We start from the raw sequence: 17,982 nt of genomic DNA, 5'->3' as shown, positions 1-17,982 counted from the left end.
ACGAAAAAGGGCGCCCCTCCGGGCGCCCTTCCTGTTTGCTGCCGAAACAGCCGACTCAACGCCAGACGCGGATCTGTTCGGCATCGGTACGCTGCATCGGCTGGCCCGGCTTGCAGGTGAAGCTGGCGCCGAAGGCCGGCAGGTTGGCCAGCGGGCCATTGGTGCGCCACTTGCCCGGTGCTTCGATGTCCATGCTCGCACGTGCCGCTGCTTCGTTGGGCGACAGCTGCTGCGGCCACAGGGCGGCCCAGGCAGTGAAGAAGCCCTGCTGGTCAGCCGGCTTGGCGTTGGCTTCGACGGCGCGGTAGGCATCCCAGGCCAGCTCCAGCCCGGCCAGGTCGGCCAGATTGTTGTCCGCAGTGAGCGTGCCGTTGACCTTGGCACCCTTCACGCCCGGGAAATCGTAGGCGCTGTACTGCGTGGCCATGCGCGTGCCGAGCAGGGTCCAGGCGGTCTTGTCGGCCGGGGTCCACCAGCTGCGCAGTTCGCCACGTGCGTCGATCAGCGCGCCCTTGGCGTCGATCGCACGGGTCAGCTCATGGCCGACCAGTGCGCCGTAGCTGCCGAACTTGTTGGCCGCGCTGGACTGGGCGTTGAAGATCGGGTCCTGCAGGGCGGCGGCGGTGACGATCAGGCGGTTCTGCGCCAGGTCATACGCCAGCGACGGCTGCTGCGGCAGGACGTCCCAGCGACGGTCTGCGTTGCCGCGGCCGATGCGCTTCATTTCTTCGCGGTGGCGCCAGGTGGAAGCGATCAGCATGTTGCCGCCGAAGCTGCCGCGGCCCATCGGCTGCACGCTGTAATCCAGATCGCGCAGCGGGGTGCCGATCTCGATCTTCAACGCGCCCAGCTTGGCTTCCGCTTCGGCCTTGGCTTCGGCGCTCAGCCAGGTGCTGCGCTTGACCGCTTCGATCTGCGTTTCGCGCAGCTTGTCGATGATCCAGGCCGCCTGGCGGCGATCTTCGGCGCTCAGGTGCTTGGCGGCGTACTCGCGGCCGAGCATCGGACCGGCGGCGACGTTGATCGCATCCAGGACCTGCTCCCAGCGCGGGGCGGGCAGGGTCTGTGCACGCAGCACGCGGCCACGGAATTCGAACTCGGCGTCACGGTAGGCCTTGGACAGGTACGGTGCCATCGCATCGCCCACGCGCCAGCGCAGGTAGGCCTTCCACTGGTCCGGCTTGATCCGGGTGACCATGCCGTCCAGCGCCTGGAACAGCGCGGCGTCGGACAGCGACACCAGGTCGTCGTTGACGCCCTGCACCTTCAGGAACGCGTCCAGCTGCAGGTTCTTGTAGCGGCCGTTGAGGTCGCGGGTGGAGATCGGCGCGTAGTTGCGGAACGGGTTGTTGAGGTCGGCCAGCGACTGCGCGTTGCGCGCCAGCTCGGTTTCCAGCGCGATCACCGAGGCGACCTCGGTATCCAACTTGGCCGCAGGGGTGCCGGTCAGCGCCAGGATCTGCTTGACGTAGGCGCGGTAGCGGCCCATCACCGCGACGGTGTCGGCGTCGGTGCGGGTGTAGAAGGCCGGGTCCGGCAGGCCCATGCCGCCCTGCATGAAGTAGCCGATGTGGCGGTCCAGCGCCTTCAGGTCAACGTCCGGGCTGAAGTTGAACGCCACCGGGATACCGACCTGGTGCAGGGCGGCGATCGAAGCGGGGACATCCTTGGCGCGCTTGATCGCATTGATGCGGGTCAGCAGCGGGGCGATCGGGTTGGAGCCATCGGCTTCCACCGCCGCTTCATCCAGGCCGCTGGCCCAGAAGTCGCCGAGCAGCTTCTGCACGTTGCCCTGCGGGCTGGCCATGGCGCCGTCCAGCAGTTCGCGCTGCTGCAGGCGGCTGCGCTCGACCAGTTGCCCCAGCGCGGTGGTGGCGCCGGTCTGCGGAACCGGGTTGGCCTTCAGCCAGGCGGCATTGGCCGCGTCGTGGAAATCGGTGCACTGCGCGCTGACGGCCGGCGCACGTGCGGCCTTCTTCTTGGCGGCGAGCGCATCGTGGACGGGAACCAGCATGGCCAGGCTGACGCCCAGGGAGATGGCAAGCGGACGAAGAGTGGGCATGTAGAGCAAATCCATGATGGATTAAGGGCGGGCGAACTATAGCAAGCCGGGCATGTGCACGGCATGCACGCCAGCGCCGGTCACCCCGCGGCCGGCATCACCAACGAAGAGGCCCGGGTTTCCCCGGGCCTCGCTTTCAACGCGGCTTCAGCCGTGGCTTACCAGATCACGACCTTGGCATCGCCAGCGCGCGACATCGGCGAGCCGGCCTTGCACTGGAACGCGGCGGCGAAGGTCGGCAGGTTCGACGGCGCGCCCATCGCGCGGAACTGCGCCGGTGCGTGCGGATCGGTGGCCAGGCGGACCTTGGCGTTCTCCGGGGTGTACTTGGTGCGCCACACGGTGGCCCAGTTGAAGAAGAAGCGCTGGTCGCGGGTGAAGCCATCGACCTTCGGATCTTCCTTGCCGGCCGATGCCTTCTGCAGCGCATCGTAGGCGGTTGCGAGGCCGCCCAGGTCGGCGATGTTCTCGCCCAGGGTCAGGCTGCCATCGACGGCCTGGCCATCCACCTTGTACTCGTTGAACTGCTTGACCAGCTTGCCGGTCAGGCCGGAGAAGTTCTTGCTGTCCGCTTCGGTCCACCAGTTCTCGAAGTTGCCGGTCGGTCCGAAACGGCTGCCCTGGTCGTCGTAACCATGGGTCATCTCGTGGCCGATCACCGCACCGATGCCGCCGTAGTTCAGCGCGTCGTCGGCGTTGGGATCGAAGAACGGCGGCTGCAGGATGGCGGCCGGGAACACGATCTCGTTCTGCAGCGGGTTGTAGTAGGCGTTGACGGTCTGCGGGGTCATGCCCCACTCGGTCTTGTCCACCGGCTGGCCGACCTTGGCCAGGTTGAACTTGTAGTTGAAGGCGTTGGCGGCGCGGACGTTGCCGAGGAAGCTGTCACGGCCGGTTTCCAGGCCGGACCAGTCACGCCACTTGTCCGGGTAACCGATCTTCGGGGTGAAGGTTTCCCACTTGGCGATCGCCTTGGCCTTGGTCTCATCGCTCATCCAGGTCAGGCCCTGGATGCGCTCCTTGAGCGAATCGGCCAGGTTCTTCACCAGCGTTTCCATCTTCGCCTTGGCTTCCGGCGAGAAGGCGACCTTGACGTACAGCTGGCCGAACGCTTCGCCGGCACCATTTTCGATGGTGCCCAGCACGCGCTTCCAACGCGGCTTCTGTTCCTTCTGGCCGTTGAGGGTCTTGCCGTAGAAGGCATAGTTCTCATTGGCGAAGGCATCGCTCAGGTACGGCGATGCGCTGTCCACGGTGTGGAAGCGCAGGTAGGCGCGCCACACGGCCGGATCGGTATCACCCAGCGCCTTGCTGACTTCCTCATGGAAGGCCGGGATGGCCAGCGAGAACTTCTCCGGCGCGGCCACGCCCTGGCTCTTGAAGAACTCGGTCCAGCTGAAGTTCGGGGTCAGGGTATCGGCTTCGGCCAGGGTGACCGGGTGGTAGTACAGCGAGACGTCGCGCGACAGTTCGACGCTGGACTTGGAGGCCTTGGCCAGGCGGGTTTCGAACTTGATGACCTCGGCTGCCTGGGTGGCGGCGTCGGCGGCCGGCACGCCGGCTAGCTCCAGCACCTTGGCCACGTGGGCCTGGTAGGCCTGCAGCTTGTCAGCCTTGGCCGCGTCGGTATAGAAGGTCTTGTCCGGCAGGCCCAGGCCGCCCTGGCTGGCGTAGGCCATGTTCACCGCGGAGTTCTTGAAGTCCGCTTCGGCGCCGAAGCCGAACAGCACGTTCTCACCCTTGGCGGCGGTGTCACGCAGGTAGGCGGCGATGGCGGCCTTGTCGGACAACGCGTCGATGGCGGCCAGGTCGGCCTTCAACGGCTCGATGCCCTGCGCGTTGATCTTGGCTTCGTCCATGCCGGTGGCCCACAGGTCACCGACCACCTTTTCGATGTGGTTCGGGTTCTTTACCTGCGCGACCTGCTCGGCCAGCTGGTGCTGGGCGGCGACCGAACGCTCGTCGAGGATGGTGAACGCGCCCCAGCTGGTGCGGTCGGCCGGGATTTCATTGGCGGCCAGCCACTTGCTGTTGACGTAGTCGCCGAAGGCGGTGCACGCGTCCAGCGTGGTGTCCAGGTCGCTGGGCTGGAAAGCGTTGTACGCCGGCAGCTTGGCCTGGTCCAGGGTGTAGGTGTGGGCTTCGGTGGCGGCGGCCGGGGTGGAGGCGGCGCCTTCCTTGGCCGGGGTTTCGCTCTTGCCGCAGCCGACCAGCGCGGCCGAAACGGCCAGGGTCAGCAGGACGATCTTGGGAGTACGGGTCACTTTTGTATGGCCTCCAGGCCGCGTGATGTCTGGGAAGGTTCCCAGAGGGCTGTAGGCCGGACGATACGCCTCCGGCCAAGCCTGCAAGGGTGTCGAAGGTCATGTCGGGGCGCAAGAGGCTTCGCCGGACAGGCTCGGCAAACGCAGGGCGGCGCCCGCATCAAGACGGCACGCCACACAGGGCAGGAGCGGCACGTGACCCACCGGCTTGTATCATGGCAGCCGACCGTCTTTAAGATTCCGGAGCACCGCAGTGAACAACCCGCAACGCCGCCCCCACGCCAGCCAGGTCCAGAAAGGACTGAGCCCGCATGCGCGCATCCGCAACGTCGTCGCGGTGGGCTCGGGCAAGGGCGGGGTCGGCAAGAGCACCACCTCGGTGAACCTTGCGGTGGCCCTGCAGCAGCTGGGCGTGCGCGTGGGCTTGCTGGATGCGGACATCTACGGCCCGTCGGTGCCGGCGATGATGGGTCTGTCCGGCCGCCCGGAAAGCCCGGACAACAAGAGCATCGAGCCGCCGCGCGCGTTCGGCGTGGACACCATGTCGATCGGCTACCTGATCGAGGACGAGACGCCGATGATCTGGCGCGGGCCGATGGCGACTTCGGCGATGACCCAGTTCTTCAACGACACCCTGTGGGACGACCTGGACGTGCTGCTGATCGACCTGCCACCGGGCACCGGCGACATCCAGCTGACCCTGACCCAGAAGATTCCGCTGGCCGGCGCGGTGATCGTCACCACGCCGCAGGACATCGCCACCCTAGATGCGCGCAAGGCGCTGAAGATGTTCGAGAAGGTGGAAGTGCCGGTGCTGGGCATCGTGGAAAACATGGCCGTGCACACGTGCAGCAACTGCGGCCACGTGGAGCATCTGTTCGGCCACGGTGGCGGGGAGAAGATGGCCGCGCAGTACGGCGTGCCGCTGCTGGGATCGCTGCCGCTGCAGATCGACATCCGCGAGCAGGGCGACGCCGGTACCCCGATCACCGCCGCCCAGCCCGAGTCCAGTGCGGCACAGGCCTACCGCCAGGCCGCCAGCCGGCTGCTGGAGGAACTGGCCAGGCGCCCGCGTGCGTCCATCCCGATCCTGTCCTCGCTGCTCTGAGCGGGTCAGCCCTGTAGAATCAGCTCCCGGGCGCGCACCCGCCCCTTCCAGCCAGGACCTAGCATGAGCATCAAGAGTGACCGTTGGATCCGCCGCATGTCCGAACAGCACGGCATGATCGAGCCGTTCGAAGCCGGGCAGGTGAAGCAGGCCAACGGCGAGCGCATCGTCAGCTATGGCACGTCCAGTTACGGCTACGACGTGCGCTGCTCGCGCGAGTTCAAGGTCTTCACGAACATCAATTCCACCATCGTGGACCCCAAGCACTTCGACCCGAAGAGCTTCGTCGACGTGGTGGGCGATGAGTGCATCATCCCGCCCAACAGCTTCGCGCTGGCGCGCACGGTGGAGTTCTTCCGCATCCCGCGCGATACATTGGTGGTGTGCCTGGGCAAGAGCACCTACGCGCGTTGCGGCATCATCGTCAACGTGACCCCGCTGGAGCCGGAGTGGGAAGGTCATGTGACCCTGGAATTCAGCAACACCACGCCGCTGCCGGCGCGCATCTACGCCAACGAAGGCGTGGCCCAGATGCTGTTCTTCCAGGCCGACCAGGATGACATCTGCGAGACGTCCTACAAGGACCGTGGCGGCAAGTACCAGGGCCAGACCGGCGTCACGCTGCCGCGCACCTGAGCGTCCGTGGCGTGCCGGCCCCTCAGGACCGGCACCGCCGGGGCCGTGGTTTACTTGCCGCGGCCGAACAGCATGCCGATGCCCACCGCCACCAGGCCGACCGGCCACCAGGTGGTGAGCAGGCGGGTGAAGTTCATGTTGGTCCAGCCGAGGTTGGTGGCGAGCATGAACAGCCCGACCAGGATCAGCAGGATGGCAGCGACTAGATTGAAACGCATCGGAGTCTGCGAACGCTCAAGGGTGGGGCGGATATCCTAGCTTGTCCTTCCAGTGCGCGACACGCCGCTGCAGTTCGTCGGCATCATGCCGATGCGCCTGGCCACTGCCCCAGACCGGTCCGGGCCAGGCCGGGTCGCCCTCGTGGCGGCCGATCACGTGGAAATGCAGCTGGCGCACGATGTTGCCCAGCGCCCCGATGTTGATCTTCTCCACGCCGTCTTCGGACTTCAGCGCCTTGGAGGTGCGGTTGAGTTCGGTGCGCAGCTTGTCCTGCTGGTCGCCGTCCAGTTCGATCCATTCGGTGATGCCGGCCAACCGCGGCACGATCACCAGCCACGGAAAGCGTTCGTCGTTCATCAGCCTGATCTGGGACAGGGGGCCGTCGGCCACCAGCACGCTGTCGTTGGCCAGGCGCGTATCCAGTTCAAAATCGCTCATCCAAGATGCTCCGTGAAGAAGTCCAGGGTGCGTTGCAGCGCCAGGGCGGCGCTGTCTGGATCATACGCATGTCCGACCTCGCGGTTGAAGCCGTGGTCGGCCGGGTAGACGAAGGTTTCCATCTTCGGCAGCTTTTCGCGGTGTGCGGCGATGGCCTCCGGCGGAATGCTCTTGTCCAGCGCGCCGAAGTGGAACATCACCGGCGCCTTCGGGGTCTCATCGAGGAACTGCACGTTGCGCGCCCCGTAGTAGCTGACCGAGGGCAGGCCCAGCCGCAGCGCGGCGAGCAGGGCGATGCTGCCACCCCAGCAGTAGCCCACCGTGCCGACCTTGCCATGGCTGGCCAGCCGGGTAGCCGCGGCACGCACCAGCACCAGCGACTTTTCCACGCCGATGGCGTTGACCGCATCCAGGCCGGCCTTGACCCCGTCGTTGTCGTAGGGGAGCTCGAGCGGCTTGGCCGCGTCGGCATCGTCGAGCAGGTCGAAGAAGGACGGCGCCAGCACGGCATAGCCCTGGGCGGCAAAGCGCTCGGCCACCGAGCGCATGTGCTCGTTGACCCCGAAGATTTCCTGGATGACCACCAGGCCGCCGCGCGGGGTACCTTCCGGCAGCGCCTCCCAGGCCCGGGCCTTGCCGTGGTGGGTATCCAGGTTGATCCAGTTGCCCATGGTGCGACGCCTCTTCAGAGTGATTTCGACAGCATTATCCTCCTGGGCGACGTCAGGGCGGTGTCAGCTCAGCGGCATCCCAGGTGTTGTGGTTGCTTGCCCTGCGCCCTCAAATCGGCAAGAAAGGCCTCGAACCTGGCCATCGCCGCCTGCAGGTTCGGCTCGACGTACTCCACGCGGCGGACCACGGGTTGGCCGTTCTCGTACAGCTGGTAGGAGCAGGTATAGCTGTTGGTGGCGGCCTTGGCGGGCGGCAGGCCGGCGGCCAGAAGCACGGTGGCCAGGCAGGTGGCGGCAAAGGGTTTCATCGGAGACTCCTGTTGGAGGGATGCCGGCAACGTGCCGGCCCCGGGGCGCGGGCGATGTCTTTCGCGCGCCCGTCGATCCTGTGGCGGGCCGGGCAGTCTGGCTATGCAGAATGCTGCGGAATCCCTGTGCAGGGGGCGAGCGTGTCCTTACCGACGCCAGCTGTCGGCCGGGCAGGGTTCAGGGGCCCCCGGCGGGCCCGGTATACTTGTCCGATCCAGGCCCCCAGGCCACGCCCGGCCCAGGCCCCCAGAGTCCCGATCCATGTCCCTGCTGAACCCCAAAGTCGGCTTCGTCAGCCTTGGCTGCCCATAAGGCCGTTTAAATATACTTCCCGTACTCGAAGGCACCGCTGACTGGCGCGGTAGGGATGGCTAGAATCGACCGTTCTTTGTCGATAAGGGGGGGGGCTCAGTGAGCGAGCAGATGCGGCGGTTGAACGATGACCTGACCGAATGGTTACGGGAAAGAAATACCAACAAGGGTGACAAGTTCACCGTCGGTGACGTCATGGCTGGCCTGAGCCTCGGTCCTGCCCATCGCCCGGTCGTGGCTGAGCTGCTCGATGTGTGGCTCAAATGCGGCTTTGTGGAGAAGTTCGGAGCGCGTGAACAGCTCACTGCCGTAGGTTTCGACATCCTGTACCCCGAATCCACTGAAGAAGCAGAGGCGGTTGTCAGAGCTGACATCCTCGATTTCCTGCGAGTGGAGGGCCTGAAGGACGGCCATGTTTTCATTAGCCAGAAGTACCTGGCCGAACGTCGCGATGCCCTAAACCCGCGTCAGCGGGAAGTGATTCAGGACGTGATTGAAGATCTGATCATGGAAGATCTCTTGGCACGAGACTCGCGGAGGGCGATCGTGCTCACGGCGGCAGGGGTCGTGGCCCTTTCGTAAGCATCTGACCTCTGCATGTTGTGCCGCTTGCCGCCACGCTAGCCATGTATCAAATCTAGGGACGCCGCGGCAACGAGGGAAATTGCATCACGGTCTACGCAGCCTGCGTAGACCGTGATGTGGTTCAAATGTCCGATCCGATCGCACCGTAGACGGTGCGCAGTTCGCGGGACAGGGTTCCCTCGACGGCGGATACCAAGCCTTTCGGGAAGGCGACATAGACGATGCCGCTTAGGTTCGAAGGCACGTTGACGCCATCCTCGTGAAGGAGGATCACCTTCGATCTGCCGTATCGTCCATGGAAGTAGCCGATCTCATGAATCACATTCTCGCGAGCACGGGCCTGGCCTTCCGCGTCTGCATCGTCGCCAGTCATTACGATTACAGCGCTATCGCACTGGTCGGCGCCGCCCTCGAGCTTCTCAATGATCGTCCTGCCGGCGCTGGCCTCTTGTGCGAGCTCCATGGTCAATAGGTGCAGGTCCTTCTCGATGTAGGCCTGAACCGCTCGCCAATCCTGGGCGTGACCGTGACTGATGAAGACCCTGCGGGGAGCTGGCTTGACGGGCGTCGGGGGCATGGTGAGGGCGCTGTTCGCGCGGATCTCGAAGACCTCATCGATAGTACGAGCAAGATGCTGCAGCTGCCCTCTGTGGAAGTAGCCGCTCAACATCCCATTGATATCGACGGCAGCAGGTGCCTCGGGTACGTTCGGAATGTCCGCAAACAAGTCCGGATGTGAGGCCCGCATTATCGACAGCTGTTTGTTAGCTCGTTTGAACAACGACGAGACTTCTTGCGAGTTAAACGCAGATGCTCGGGTTCCGATAGCGCCGTCGACGCTCTTTTTGATCCCGGCCAACTGCGCCATTGCCTTTCCGATCTCTTCCACACCCCACTCCCAAATGATGAGTGACCGGGAGTCTAGCTGAAGGCGTTCGGAACGGGGCCGTCGCCATCTCGCCCCTTGCGCGCGCTGCGAGCCGCCTTAGCTGACAGGCGCTATTCCGCCGGATTGCGGAGGGCACGTAGATGGCCGTGCCCCTGCAGGTGGTTCCGGTAGGCCTCCACGCTGGCATCCCAAACAGCTTGGGCAACTGCCGGCCCTTTGGCGACGACAACGCCCGCCTGGTCGATGACCGCCAATGAGGCGGGCCTGCCCATCGCATCCGTTACCGACACACCCTCGAAAACTACGGCGCTGATCGTCAGCTGCTGGCTGGATTGCTCAGTAGTGGCCATAGAGCCTCCCGTCGCAATCTGTGAGACGCCCGCGGATACGATCATGGGCATGAACCACTACCTCTACCTCACGGAGCGGGAGATTGTGCATATTGCCAGCTCGCGCGCTGCAGACCTCCACAGCCGTGCGGACCTCAATGAGGCTCGGGCCGCCGGCAAGGCGCGCATGCCACGCGTGCCGTCGGTCGCCGCCACCGGCTACGCCAGAGACACGGCCAATCTGATGATGGCGTTGGTTACGCTGGTCGGGAATGGACGCCAAGAATCGAAGTGACTGGTTCATCGCATCACCTCACGAGCGCGGCAGTTGGTCGCTGGGAACCGTGGGCCCGCGCTTCGGCTTGACGGTGGCGAGCGTGACGCGCTCGCGCGGGCTGGTGACCACCTCGTCGTTGGCGACCCGCGCAGGATTCTTCGGCGCGTCGGCAGTGCGGCAGGCGTCCTCTCCAACTACCGGGATAACGGTAGAGGCGGCCACGGCGGCCTGTTCAACGGGATTCTTGGGGTTGCAGTTCATTAGCTAGTGCCTCCAAACGCACGGCCTGCGCCGTGTAGTATTTGTGTCGTTCCTCACGCACGCTCGCGCTGAACTGGTACTGGCGCAGCGCCTCATCGGCAGCGGCTCTCCAGGCAATTGCTTCTCGCTTTGCGATACGACGGGGATCGTCATCGAAGATGTCGAGCTGGTCAGGACTGGCCATCGCTTGCCGCCGGACGTACTTCCAGCGTGTCCTTCCAGCTGGGATAGAAGCGCAGTCCGCGCGCCTCGCGTATGCCGTCCTCGGCGTCCCATCCGTCGTAGTCACCCAACGTCTCGGTGTACGGGCGCTGATTAAACCAGTGCCAATGACCGTCGCTGTCCATCGCTCGGTAGTTGTAGCCTTCAGGGGCCTCGACCCAACTAGGGGGCCGAGGGTTCGGCGCATCGCCTCCGATTCCGTGCGCGCGCTCCGCCGCGCGGATCGCCCAGGTGCCGTAGTTTTCCAGCGACCATCCGTCCTGCATCGACGGCAGCAGTTCGACGATGTCGGTGGCGGGCAGTGGCGCACGTTGGACGGCAGCAAGAGCATTGGCCGCGCGTTCCATCAATTCGGCGCTGATTCGGTCGGTGGTGGTGCCACCAGGCCCGCGGAGGGTCGCGGCGGCGGATCGCAGTTCACTCAGCAGCTGCAGCGTCATGGCTCACCTCCTTCACGTGGCTCGCGTACTCGATCCAGAGCAGCGCGTCCGCCATCTCTTCCATGGACGAACAGAACGACTCGCCGGGCGCTACCAAGCGAACATCCTCCGGCCAAGGCTGGTTCAGTGCTTCGGCGACTGTCTGTGCCTGCCGTGCCTTCTCCACCTGCACCAGGGCGTGGATACCAAAGGTGATCGCTCGGCGAATGCAGCGCACACCCTTTGCATCGACGCGGTACTCCGGCTCCTGCTCCACGTAGTGCATATCGAGAAAATCTTCAAAGATGCTCATGCTTCCGCTCCCGCCGACCGATACAGGCCGGTCACGATGTCGAGTAGAAAATCCATGGTCACGACCGTGTCGTATCCGAACGCGACTTCCTTGCCATCCGCGTCGCGCATCCCCTGCCACAGCAGTTCCTGCACGTGGTCGGTGAGTAGGCGTGCCTTGCTCAGTGCGAGGTCCACGTCCGCACCTGCCACGACTGACAGCGGCGAGTTGGCAATTTCCTGGCTCTGTGTCTTCGAGCGATCCAAGGCCATCACCGGACTCCCGAGGCGGAGCGCAGCGCCTTGACCATCTCGAGCAGATCGGCAAGAACGAACATATCGTCGTCCGTGATGTCGTTGCTGTTGAGATTCGAGAGCTGTCGCTGGACGAAGTCGAAGTAGATGCTCGCCTTCAAGGTCGTGTGCGCGATATCGATGCCGGCGCAGACCCGAAAGACTGGTGCGTGGTCCTGACTGGGGATGAGGCTGAAGGGCTCTTCCTTGGTGAGGGTCGGCTTATCCACGGCTTGCCCCCTTGAGCGGGTGGCCGCAGACGTTGTTCTGGTTCTCCCGGACGTAGTCGAGCAGGACTTCCGACTCCTCCAGGAGGGATTCCATTGCCAGCATCAGGCCATCGAACGCGTGTTCGGGCAGCTCATGAAGGAGGACGGGCTCGTCCTCGGAACCGGTGTCCCGCTTGTCCTGCCGTGCCGTGAAATCCCTGTGCAGGACTCCCAGGATTGCGATCGAGGCCTTGGTGTTGCGATCCACCCGCACCAGGCGATTCGTCAGGTAGTCCGAGAGGGGGTTGTCCCGCCACATTGTGGTCAGGTAGTGCTCACTGATCGCGAGCCGAGGTTCTTCGGCCGCTGCGGCCGGGGGTACACTGTTCTTCGCCATGGTGGCTTCCTTGATCTGATCGGTTACGGGTGCGACTTGGCAGACGGCTCGGGCGTTGACGCGCTCGGGCCGTCACTGTTTTGGGGCGACGATCTCAAGCGTGCGCGGCGCTCTGATGGCGATGCGAGCTTTGCCGTCGCGCGCTGTGAGAACGACCAAGTGGATGCTCTCTCCAATGCGGATCTCGCCTTCTTCCATCTGCTTGATCACGCGACAGCCGGCCAAGGGGTGAGTGCTGCTGTGGGCCGGCGTAGGGATTTCCTTACTCATCTTTCAGGTTTCCTTGGTTCTGGTTGCTGTGAGAAACTGCAAAAGTCGGGGTAGATGCGTCATCCGGAAATGCGACGCAAATAGAGAGCCCGGTGTTGTGCGCGGCGAAGATTTCGGCAACCCGAGTGGGTATGACGATCGCGGCTGCCAAGGCGACGGCCAGCCAGCCAGTTCTCAAAAGGGTAGGCATCTTGGGTAGAAAGGCCGCGCCGTAACTGGCTCTTTTTCGACGCCAGTTGGACTTCATTTCGGCAACCTCGGGCGGGTGCCCATTGAGTAGCCGACGCCCTGAGCCTTGCATCGGCAACGATGCGTCACAGAGAATCCGAGCGGATCACTTGCGTGCCTAAACAGCACGTCAGTGGCGTGTGCGTGGCAGTGCGTTACCAGGAGTGGTATGCCTCGAGAGGGCAGGCGGCTGATGAAGCGCTTGCGGAGGCTGTTGAGCTGGCGGGCCAAACGGTAGTTGCGCCGCCATGTTTCCCTTTTCAGTGACATCCCTTGTTCCCCATCGGCCGGTGCGTCCGACCTGATGAGGTTAGATTAGGCATTGCTAATCAGAAGTGCAATAGGGATTCCGAATTTACTTAAATTAATTTCTTAACCCATTAAGGTTTGGGGGTCAGGCGATCTGACGCGCGCTGTACTGGACCACGGCCTTGCCGGCGATGAACAAGTCTTGCGGGGCCATGTAAGGCGGGAAGAGGGGATTGGCGCTCACGATGTACACGCCGTCCGACCGTCGCTGCAGGCCTTTGATCTGTGTCTCGCCGCCGATGTTGATCACGTAGATCGCGTCGCCGTCGAAGTAGTCGACGGCCGTATCTACCATGACAACGTCCCCGTTATTGATGATCGGCGCCATGGACGGACCACGGCCCGTGATGAGCTTTAGCCGACCAGGCTTAGGAAGGAACCCCAGGCGCTGCCGAATGTCCCACTCGGCGTACTCCATGCTCCTGATTACTTCGGGGAATTCCTCGTTTACTACGCCTACGCCCATACCGGCTGCTCCATCCAATAGATCAAGGCGAAGGTATCCCGGCGGTGTCTCACGGACGGAGAGTGGAGGTGCATCGGGTGCGTCATCGATGGAACCCTCACCGGTAGCCAACCAGATTGCTGGCACGCCTAGCACGCGCGCGGCCTTAACCATTGCGTCTCCGCGAATGGACTGAGACTTCCCGCTCAGCCATCCATTGACGCTTGGCGCCGACACGCCGACAGCTTTTGCCAGATCGAGTTGGGAAATGCCTGCGCGCGACAGGGCGGTGCGGAGCCGGGAGGAGAGGTCCATCGTTAGGGTCTGCGTACGGGATTAGGCAATGTTACGCACGCAGCCGTTGTAAAGTAAATTAGGAACTGCTAATTTGCCCGCCATGACCACGACCACAACCGTCTCTGCGATCACCGACCCTGTTCAGGCATCGATGCTGATTGATTCCCTTGGGGGCACGAAGCGGGTCGCCGCCCTCTGCTCCGTTCGAGCACCGTCCATCAGCCAGTGGCGCCGCCGTGGCATCCCGCGGCCTTGGGCGTTGTTCTTCCTCGCGAAGTATCCAGAGCGGTTCGACTCCGCCGGTGACTTTGTGGACCCCGCCAAGCCCTTCGACAGCGAGTAGGTCAGTTCTGCTTGAGCCGACGGAATGGCTCAGGCGCAGTGAAGGAGAGCGTGCATCCCAGGCGTGGCAGTGGCCGCTCGGGTGTCTGGCGCGAGAACTCATCGTCCAGATACGACGAAGCCCCCGCTGTCGGCCAGACAAGTGCGGAGGCTTCGTTGAGACCGAGGCCACTATGCCATCCAACAACACCAGCAGCAACCCGGCAGGCGCACCTGTCCCCCTCGTCCGCATCGAGCGTTTCGACGGTGGTGTGTTCGCCATATTCACTGACCCCGACCGTCCGTGGTTCGAATACGACCCGAGTGTGCGCAGCGCCGAGCAGGCGCGTGAAATGGCGCGGCACGTCGCCGACAAGCAATGGGTGACGCAGGCGCACCTGCAGCAGTTCGAAGAACTGATGCGCGCGGAGTTCGGCGAGGGTGCCTGCGGTGGCTAATGCAACCGACGCCCGCATTTCGGTGGCGCTCCCCGGACATCCTAAGACCAAGAAGCTGGCGCGCAGGCTCGGCGATGCCGGGCCGCTGCACTGCATCTACCTGTTCCTCTGGACGGCTGCGAACCGCAGCAATGGCGACCTCAGCGGCATGACCGATGAGGACATCGAGCTCGCAATCAATTGGACCGGCGAACCCGACGTATTCGTGGCAGCGATGGCCGCAGTCGGCTTTCTCGACGGCCAGGAAGGCCAGCGACGTATCCACGACTGGGACGATCACAACGCCTGGGCGGCCGGTGCCGGGGATCGATCAATGCGGTCCAAATTCGCTGTCGCATGTCGGGAGTATGGCCGCGCACGCGCGCTCAAGATGTATCCGGAGTACGCCGCGAGGCTTGCAGTAGATAACGGCAAGATGTCCGGAAAGGGTGGTGCAGACGATGTAGGCGTCCATAGCGGCGATGAAAACGGATCGACTGGATCATCTAACGGATCAGGGGTAGATCATCCAGTAGATCAATCTAGACGATGCCCGCTTCCTTTCCCTTCCGATACCGATACCGTATCCGTTACCGATACCCTTCCTTCCCAAGAACATGAACCCACTGACGTGGGTTTGTCCGCAGCAGGCGGCGATGCCGCTGCTGATGACCGCGGCACCGATGGCGGCAAACAGAGCCAGGACCTGCTCGGCAAGGTGCCGAGGAAGAATGGCCCGCCGCCGTGTCCGCACTTGAAGATCATCGACCTGTACCACGAGATCCTGCCGGAACTGACCGAGGTCCGGGTGTGGGAGGGGGACCGCGAGCGCAAGCTGGCCGCGCGATGGAAGAGCGACGCGGAGCGGCAGAACCTCGACTGGTGGAAAGCGTTCTTTGGCTCCGTCCGCGAAATGCCGTTCCTGATGGGCGAGCGCACTGGCCGTGACGGCCGTGGCTTCACCTGCACGCTGGAATGGCTGGTCAGCCCGAAGAACTTCGCCAAGGTGATCGAAGGCAATTACCTGGACGTGCGTCGATGATCCGCCATGACGAGGACGCGCAGACGTTCAACATCGATGCCGAGATGGCGGTGCTGGCCGGGCTGCTGCTGGACAACGACGAGTTGGCCAATGTGCAGGACTGGCTGGCGCCGGAGGACTTCTACAGCCCCGACCACTCCCGAATCTACGAGTGCCTCTTGGAGCTGTGCGGCGAGAACAAGCTCGCCGATGCGATCACGGTTGGCGAGTGGCTGCAGGACAAGGCAGGAGAAGATGGCCGGCGTCTGGCGCTGCTCGCAAGCGGGATTGCCGGCACAGCGTACACCCGAGCCAATGTCGTCCCTTACGCCGAGGTGGTCGTCGAGCATTCGCGCATGCGGCGGTTCATCGATACCTGCCAGCGTGCGCTGCAGGCGGCAACAGGGCGGCGCGGTCACTCAGCGGAGCAGCTGGCATCCCACCTGTCGACCCAACTGGCCGATATTGCGCCGGCGCGGGCGGTGGGCCCTCGGCCTTACCGCGAGGTGGTGAAAAAGTTCGCCGCCCAGCTCCGCGATCGCCATTTGAACGGGACACCCATCGGTCTGCCCACGCCCTGGGCTGACGTGAACAAAGCCATCGGAGGGCTGCGCGCTGGACAGGTGATCGTGATCGCTGCGCGTTCGAACATGGGCAAATCGTTGATGGGATTCCAGCTGGCGCGTTTCACTGGCCTGCGCGGTCACCAAGTGGTGGAGTTCTCGATGGAAATGGTCGACACCGACGTGGTCGCGCGCGACGTCGCCGCGATGGGGGAGATCCCGCTGCAGTGGCTGGTCGGAAACGGCGAACACGCGTCCGTCGAGGATTCCGATGTCTACTGGGCCAAGGCCGCACCGGCGATGGATGGACTGATGGCGGCATCGGTGCTGATCGACGATGACCCTCAGCTCAGCGCGCCGCAGATCGTTGCCCGTTCCAAGCGCGTGCACCGGCGCAAGCCTGTCCAGCTGGTGGTGGTGGATCACCTCCACGAAATGACCCTGCCCGGTAAGCAGGACGAAGCGCTGGAGCGAGGGCAGGCGCTCCGTGACCTAAAGGGCCTGGCCAAGTACCTCGATTGCCCCGTCGTGGTTCTGGCCCAGTTAAATCGCGCAGGTGCGAAGGGCGAGCGCCCGAAGGTGACGGACATTCGCGGTTCGGGCGGCATCGAGGAGGTCGCTGACGTGATCCTGTTCGTACACCGGCCAGACGTCTACCGGGCTGACGACAGGCCGGGGCTGGTGGAGGTGATCGTGGGCAAGGGACGAAACATCCAGACGGGAGCCGTCGTGTCGCTGCGCAATGAATACCAGTTCCAGCGCGCGGTGGACTGGGATGGACCCGCCTACGAGTTCGACGAACAGCCGCAGCAGAAGAAGCCAGCACCCAAGCCGCTCGGTCGCAGGCTGGGTAGCCGCGCCAACCGGAGTGGCAACGATGACTGACCTCATGCCGACCGGGCCGCAGGCGCTGCGCAACCTTGCCGACACCTTGGAACAACAGGCCCGATCCTATGACCTGCGCCTGTGGCGCTCCCGCGGGGAGCGCTCGACTGTGGCTGAGGCATTCCGCCACTCGGCATCCATTGCCCGCCAGCAGGCTGCAAAGCTCGAGCGGCTGGAGCAACAACTGGCAGCACGCGCTGGGGGTGATTCTTGAGCCATTCCATCAAGGAACAGATGCGGCATTGGGGCCACTACCAGGAGCACAGATTCGTCTCGCCGTTGCAGGCCGAGGAGGCGCTCGCCATGGATACGCATCCACTCGCTAGGGCGCAGCAGTTCGCGCGTGGAACAAAGGTGACGCGGGAGCCAGTGGAGCGTGACGGTCTCGCTCGGCGCCTATTGATGGGGGCTGCTGCCGGGCTGGTTGACGGCCACGGAGGCTACCGGCCGGTATCAAAGGAGTTCGTTGACCACATCCCTTGCGTAGAAACCCGATCCCATGCGCCGAGGTCGGCGACCGCCGCGGTGATGACTGGCTCACCCGACGAATACCGGTGGATCGACCGCGCGCTGTCTGATCTATACCGGCAGAACATGATTCGCGCGCTGGTTGTGATGGAGGAGTTCATCGGTCGGGGTGGCCAGGCGGCCCGGGCGGAGGCGGTGGCAAGAAAAGCAGGTGTCCCGCTGACGAAGTGGCAATACCGCAAGGAATTGGAGAAAGGGATGGCGTTCATGGAAGGAAAGCGCTCGTGAGGGACTATTCGCTAGCACAGCTCGCCCGCGACGCCGTGTATCTATGCGCTGCGTGCGGTGCAGACGGGGTGGTGCGCGTCAGCGTTACCCGATCCCCGGAGGGCAGCATCCGCCGACGGTCCAATTTGGTCGCCGCGCAGTGGGCCTGGATCGGCAGCGAGTCTCGCGCGAAGCTCCTGGTTCGCAGGCTTCGGAGGCAGTGGGCATCGCGCTATGTCGTCGGTGAAGGCTACCGGTTTGACTACGGATCGGAAGGAG

Annotated in this window: 28 protein-coding genes; 10 read left to right on the top strand and 18 right to left on the bottom strand. The window is 64.0% G+C overall.

The features are described from left to right. Positions 1–55 precede the first annotated feature (55 nt). Both ACI2JH_RS09070 and ACI2JH_RS09065 read right to left on the bottom strand, forming a co-directional pair. Entirely contained in the window at positions 56–2,062 is a 2,007-nt protein-coding gene (locus ACI2JH_RS09070) for a M13 family metallopeptidase (RefSeq protein WP_101100771.1), read from the bottom strand. 158 nt (positions 2,063–2,220) lie between these two features. Further along, a complete protein-coding gene (locus tag ACI2JH_RS09065) occupies positions 2,221–4,326 on the bottom strand; it encodes a M13 family metallopeptidase (RefSeq protein WP_101100678.1) in 2,106 nt (701 codons plus the stop codon). Between the two features lie 253 nt (positions 4,327–4,579). Between ACI2JH_RS09065 and apbC the strand changes: the two genes are divergently transcribed. Further along, positions 4,580–5,434 (top strand): iron-sulfur cluster carrier protein ApbC, encoded by an 855-nt coding sequence (gene apbC, locus ACI2JH_RS09060; RefSeq protein ID WP_101100680.1) that lies wholly within the window; start codon positions 4,580–4,582, stop codon positions 5,432–5,434. A gap of 63 nt (positions 5,435–5,497) precedes the next feature. Next, positions 5,498–6,070 carry a dCTP deaminase gene (gene dcd, locus ACI2JH_RS09055; protein ID WP_042614081.1) on the top strand — a complete coding sequence of 191 codons (573 nt, stop codon included), beginning with the start codon at positions 5,498–5,500 and terminating at the stop codon, positions 6,068–6,070. A 50-nt stretch (positions 6,071–6,120) separates the two neighbouring features. Here dcd and ACI2JH_RS09050 read toward each other — a convergent pair whose 3' ends face one another. From ACI2JH_RS09050 to ACI2JH_RS09035, 4 genes are all read right to left on the bottom strand, one after another. Further along, positions 6,121–6,288: a LiaI-LiaF-like domain-containing protein gene (locus ACI2JH_RS09050; protein WP_042614080.1), complete on the bottom strand. Its 168-nt coding sequence runs from the start codon at positions 6,286–6,288 to the stop codon at positions 6,121–6,123. 16 nt (positions 6,289–6,304) lie between these two features. Then, on the bottom strand, positions 6,305–6,727 hold the full coding sequence (locus tag ACI2JH_RS09045) for an HIT domain-containing protein (RefSeq protein WP_101100682.1): 423 nt from the start codon (positions 6,725–6,727) through the stop codon (positions 6,305–6,307). Further along, a complete protein-coding gene (locus ACI2JH_RS09040; protein WP_319276533.1) occupies positions 6,724–7,398 on the bottom strand; it encodes a dienelactone hydrolase family protein in 675 nt (224 codons plus the stop codon). The genes ACI2JH_RS09045 and ACI2JH_RS09040 overlap by 4 nt, the downstream gene beginning before the upstream one ends. Positions 7,399–7,466: 68 nt before the next feature. Continuing rightward, positions 7,467–7,706 carry a hypothetical protein gene (locus ACI2JH_RS09035; RefSeq protein ID WP_319276531.1) on the bottom strand — a complete coding sequence of 80 codons (240 nt, stop codon included), beginning with the start codon at positions 7,704–7,706 and terminating at the stop codon, positions 7,467–7,469. 412 nt (positions 7,707–8,118) lie between these two features. Here ACI2JH_RS09035 and ACI2JH_RS09030 point away from each other — a divergent pair, with 412 nt between their 5' ends. Continuing rightward, positions 8,119–8,601, top strand: coding sequence for a hypothetical protein (locus ACI2JH_RS09030; RefSeq protein WP_404736001.1), 483 nt, complete (start codon positions 8,119–8,121; stop codon positions 8,599–8,601). 124 nt (positions 8,602–8,725) lie between these two features. Here the strand turns inward: ACI2JH_RS09030 and ACI2JH_RS09025 are convergent, their stop codons facing one another. Then, entirely contained in the window at positions 8,726–9,493 is a 768-nt protein-coding gene (locus ACI2JH_RS09025; protein WP_404736000.1) for a TIR domain-containing protein, read from the bottom strand. A gap of 110 nt (positions 9,494–9,603) precedes the next feature. After that, positions 9,604–9,843: a hypothetical protein gene (locus tag ACI2JH_RS09020; protein WP_404735999.1), complete on the bottom strand. Its 240-nt coding sequence runs from the start codon at positions 9,841–9,843 to the stop codon at positions 9,604–9,606. A 49-nt stretch (positions 9,844–9,892) separates the two neighbouring features. Here ACI2JH_RS09020 and ACI2JH_RS09015 point away from each other — a divergent pair, with 49 nt between their 5' ends. Next, entirely contained in the window at positions 9,893–10,117 is a 225-nt protein-coding gene (locus ACI2JH_RS09015) for a hypothetical protein (RefSeq protein ID WP_404735998.1), read from the top strand. Positions 10,118–10,135: 18 nt separating this feature from the next. On the opposite strand, the gene ACI2JH_RS09010 is transcribed toward ACI2JH_RS09015, so the two are convergent. The 10 genes from ACI2JH_RS09010 to ACI2JH_RS08965 form a co-directional block, all read right to left on the bottom strand. Further along, positions 10,136–10,360 carry a hypothetical protein gene (locus ACI2JH_RS09010; protein ID WP_404735997.1) on the bottom strand — a complete coding sequence of 75 codons (225 nt, stop codon included), beginning with the start codon at positions 10,358–10,360 and terminating at the stop codon, positions 10,136–10,138. Continuing rightward, positions 10,332–10,544, bottom strand: a complete 213-nt coding sequence (locus ACI2JH_RS09005; protein WP_404735996.1) for a hypothetical protein — start codon at positions 10,542–10,544, stop codon at positions 10,332–10,334. The genes ACI2JH_RS09010 and ACI2JH_RS09005 overlap by 29 nt, the downstream gene beginning before the upstream one ends. Continuing rightward, positions 10,531–11,022 (bottom strand): hypothetical protein, encoded by a 492-nt coding sequence (locus tag ACI2JH_RS09000; protein ID WP_404735995.1) that lies wholly within the window; start codon positions 11,020–11,022, stop codon positions 10,531–10,533. Before ACI2JH_RS09000 ends, ACI2JH_RS09005 begins: the two co-directional genes overlap by 14 nt. Further along, on the bottom strand, positions 11,000–11,314 hold the full coding sequence (locus ACI2JH_RS08995; protein WP_253247636.1) for a hypothetical protein: 315 nt from the start codon (positions 11,312–11,314) through the stop codon (positions 11,000–11,002). Before ACI2JH_RS08995 ends, ACI2JH_RS09000 begins: the two co-directional genes overlap by 23 nt. Then, a complete protein-coding gene (locus ACI2JH_RS08990) occupies positions 11,311–11,565 on the bottom strand; it encodes a hypothetical protein (protein ID WP_088432472.1) in 255 nt (84 codons plus the stop codon). The genes ACI2JH_RS08995 and ACI2JH_RS08990 overlap by 4 nt, the downstream gene beginning before the upstream one ends. Then, positions 11,565–11,816 (bottom strand): hypothetical protein, encoded by a 252-nt coding sequence (locus ACI2JH_RS08985; RefSeq protein WP_404735994.1) that lies wholly within the window; start codon positions 11,814–11,816, stop codon positions 11,565–11,567. The genes ACI2JH_RS08990 and ACI2JH_RS08985 overlap by 1 nt, the downstream gene beginning before the upstream one ends. Next, positions 11,809–12,192 carry a hypothetical protein gene (locus ACI2JH_RS08980; protein ID WP_404735993.1) on the bottom strand — a complete coding sequence of 128 codons (384 nt, stop codon included), beginning with the start codon at positions 12,190–12,192 and terminating at the stop codon, positions 11,809–11,811. Before ACI2JH_RS08980 ends, ACI2JH_RS08985 begins: the two co-directional genes overlap by 8 nt. Before the next feature lie 72 nt (positions 12,193–12,264). Further along, the gene (locus ACI2JH_RS08975; RefSeq protein WP_404735992.1) at positions 12,265–12,462 is read right to left on the bottom strand and encodes a carbon storage regulator; all 198 of its coding nucleotides are present in this window, start codon (positions 12,460–12,462) and stop codon (positions 12,265–12,267) included. Beyond that, positions 12,455–12,709 (bottom strand): hypothetical protein, encoded by a 255-nt coding sequence (locus ACI2JH_RS08970; RefSeq protein WP_404735991.1) that lies wholly within the window; start codon positions 12,707–12,709, stop codon positions 12,455–12,457. Before ACI2JH_RS08970 ends, ACI2JH_RS08975 begins: the two co-directional genes overlap by 8 nt. A 375-nt stretch (positions 12,710–13,084) precedes the next feature. Then, on the bottom strand, positions 13,085–13,759 hold the full coding sequence (locus tag ACI2JH_RS08965; protein WP_404735990.1) for an XRE family transcriptional regulator: 675 nt from the start codon (positions 13,757–13,759) through the stop codon (positions 13,085–13,087). Positions 13,760–13,841: 82 nt separating this feature from the next. On the opposite strand from ACI2JH_RS08965, the gene ACI2JH_RS08960 reads away from it, so the two are divergent. The 6 genes from ACI2JH_RS08960 to ACI2JH_RS08935 all read left to right on the top strand — a co-directional run bounded on the left by ACI2JH_RS08960 (position 13,842) and on the right by ACI2JH_RS08935 (position 17,724). After that, positions 13,842–14,084, top strand: coding sequence for a hypothetical protein (locus ACI2JH_RS08960; protein ID WP_404735989.1), 243 nt, complete (start codon positions 13,842–13,844; stop codon positions 14,082–14,084). 172 nt (positions 14,085–14,256) lie between these two features. Then, on the top strand, positions 14,257–14,520 hold the full coding sequence (locus ACI2JH_RS08955) for a hypothetical protein (protein WP_404735988.1): 264 nt from the start codon (positions 14,257–14,259) through the stop codon (positions 14,518–14,520). Continuing rightward, complete coding sequence (locus tag ACI2JH_RS08950) at positions 14,513–15,541, top strand: hypothetical protein (protein WP_404735987.1); 1,029 nt, start codon at positions 14,513–14,515, stop codon at positions 15,539–15,541. Before ACI2JH_RS08955 ends, ACI2JH_RS08950 begins: the two co-directional genes overlap by 8 nt. After that, positions 15,538–16,968: a replicative DNA helicase gene (locus ACI2JH_RS08945; protein WP_404735986.1), complete on the top strand. Its 1,431-nt coding sequence runs from the start codon at positions 15,538–15,540 to the stop codon at positions 16,966–16,968. Before ACI2JH_RS08950 ends, ACI2JH_RS08945 begins: the two co-directional genes overlap by 4 nt. Continuing rightward, a complete protein-coding gene (locus tag ACI2JH_RS08940; protein WP_404735985.1) occupies positions 16,961–17,182 on the top strand; it encodes a hypothetical protein in 222 nt (73 codons plus the stop codon). Before ACI2JH_RS08945 ends, ACI2JH_RS08940 begins: the two co-directional genes overlap by 8 nt. Then, the gene (locus ACI2JH_RS08935) at positions 17,179–17,724 is read left to right on the top strand and encodes a hypothetical protein (RefSeq protein ID WP_404735984.1); all 546 of its coding nucleotides are present in this window, start codon (positions 17,179–17,181) and stop codon (positions 17,722–17,724) included. Before ACI2JH_RS08940 ends, ACI2JH_RS08935 begins: the two co-directional genes overlap by 4 nt. Positions 17,725–17,982: the final 258 nt, after the last annotated feature.

The organism is Stenotrophomonas sp. NPDC078853, from assembly GCF_044901215.1.
Classification (GTDB): domain Bacteria; phylum Pseudomonadota; class Gammaproteobacteria; order Xanthomonadales; family Xanthomonadaceae; genus Stenotrophomonas; species Stenotrophomonas lacuserhaii.
This window is presented reverse-complemented; position numbering and strand designations above follow the sequence as displayed.

Coding starts and splice junctions, on each gene's coding strand:
- ACI2JH_RS09070 (WP_101100771.1), bottom strand. CDS start 2,062: ATGCCCACTCTTCGTCCGCTTGCCATCTCCCTGGGCGTCAGCCTGGCC.
- dcd (WP_042614081.1), top strand. CDS start 5,498: ATGAGCATCAAGAGTGACCGTTGGATCCGCCGCATGTCCGAACAGCAC.
- ACI2JH_RS09050 (WP_042614080.1), bottom strand. CDS start 6,288: ATGCGTTTCAATCTAGTCGCTGCCATCCTGCTGATCCTGGTCGGGCTG.
- ACI2JH_RS09045 (WP_101100682.1), bottom strand. CDS start 6,727: ATGAGCGATTTTGAACTGGATACGCGCCTGGCCAACGACAGCGTGCTG.
- ACI2JH_RS09040 (WP_319276533.1), bottom strand. CDS start 7,398: ATGGGCAACTGGATCAACCTGGATACCCACCACGGCAAGGCCCGGGCC.
- ACI2JH_RS09035 (WP_319276531.1), bottom strand. CDS start 7,706: ATGAAACCCTTTGCCGCCACCTGCCTGGCCACCGTGCTTCTGGCCGCC.
- ACI2JH_RS09020 (WP_404735999.1), bottom strand. CDS start 9,843: ATGGCCACTACTGAGCAATCCAGCCAGCAGCTGACGATCAGCGCCGTA.
- ACI2JH_RS09015 (WP_404735998.1), top strand. CDS start 9,893: ATGAACCACTACCTCTACCTCACGGAGCGGGAGATTGTGCATATTGCC.
- ACI2JH_RS09010 (WP_404735997.1), bottom strand. CDS start 10,360: ATGAACTGCAACCCCAAGAATCCCGTTGAACAGGCCGCCGTGGCCGCC.
- ACI2JH_RS09005 (WP_404735996.1), bottom strand. CDS start 10,544: ATGGCCAGTCCTGACCAGCTCGACATCTTCGATGACGATCCCCGTCGT.
- ACI2JH_RS09000 (WP_404735995.1), bottom strand. CDS start 11,022: ATGACGCTGCAGCTGCTGAGTGAACTGCGATCCGCCGCCGCGACCCTC.
- ACI2JH_RS08995 (WP_253247636.1), bottom strand. CDS start 11,314: ATGAGCATCTTTGAAGATTTTCTCGATATGCACTACGTGGAGCAGGAG.
- ACI2JH_RS08990 (WP_088432472.1), bottom strand. CDS start 11,565: ATGGCCTTGGATCGCTCGAAGACACAGAGCCAGGAAATTGCCAACTCG.
- ACI2JH_RS08980 (WP_404735993.1), bottom strand. CDS start 12,192: ATGGCGAAGAACAGTGTACCCCCGGCCGCAGCGGCCGAAGAACCTCGG.
- ACI2JH_RS08975 (WP_404735992.1), bottom strand. CDS start 12,462: ATGAGTAAGGAAATCCCTACGCCGGCCCACAGCAGCACTCACCCCTTG.
- ACI2JH_RS08970 (WP_404735991.1), bottom strand. CDS start 12,709: ATGAAGTCCAACTGGCGTCGAAAAAGAGCCAGTTACGGCGCGGCCTTT.
- ACI2JH_RS08965 (WP_404735990.1), bottom strand. CDS start 13,759: ATGGACCTCTCCTCCCGGCTCCGCACCGCCCTGTCGCGCGCAGGCATT.
- ACI2JH_RS08960 (WP_404735989.1), top strand. CDS start 13,842: ATGACCACGACCACAACCGTCTCTGCGATCACCGACCCTGTTCAGGCA.
- ACI2JH_RS08955 (WP_404735988.1), top strand. CDS start 14,257: ATGCCATCCAACAACACCAGCAGCAACCCGGCAGGCGCACCTGTCCCC.
- ACI2JH_RS08945 (WP_404735986.1), top strand. CDS start 15,538: ATGATCCGCCATGACGAGGACGCGCAGACGTTCAACATCGATGCCGAG.
- ACI2JH_RS08940 (WP_404735985.1), top strand. CDS start 16,961: ATGACTGACCTCATGCCGACCGGGCCGCAGGCGCTGCGCAACCTTGCC.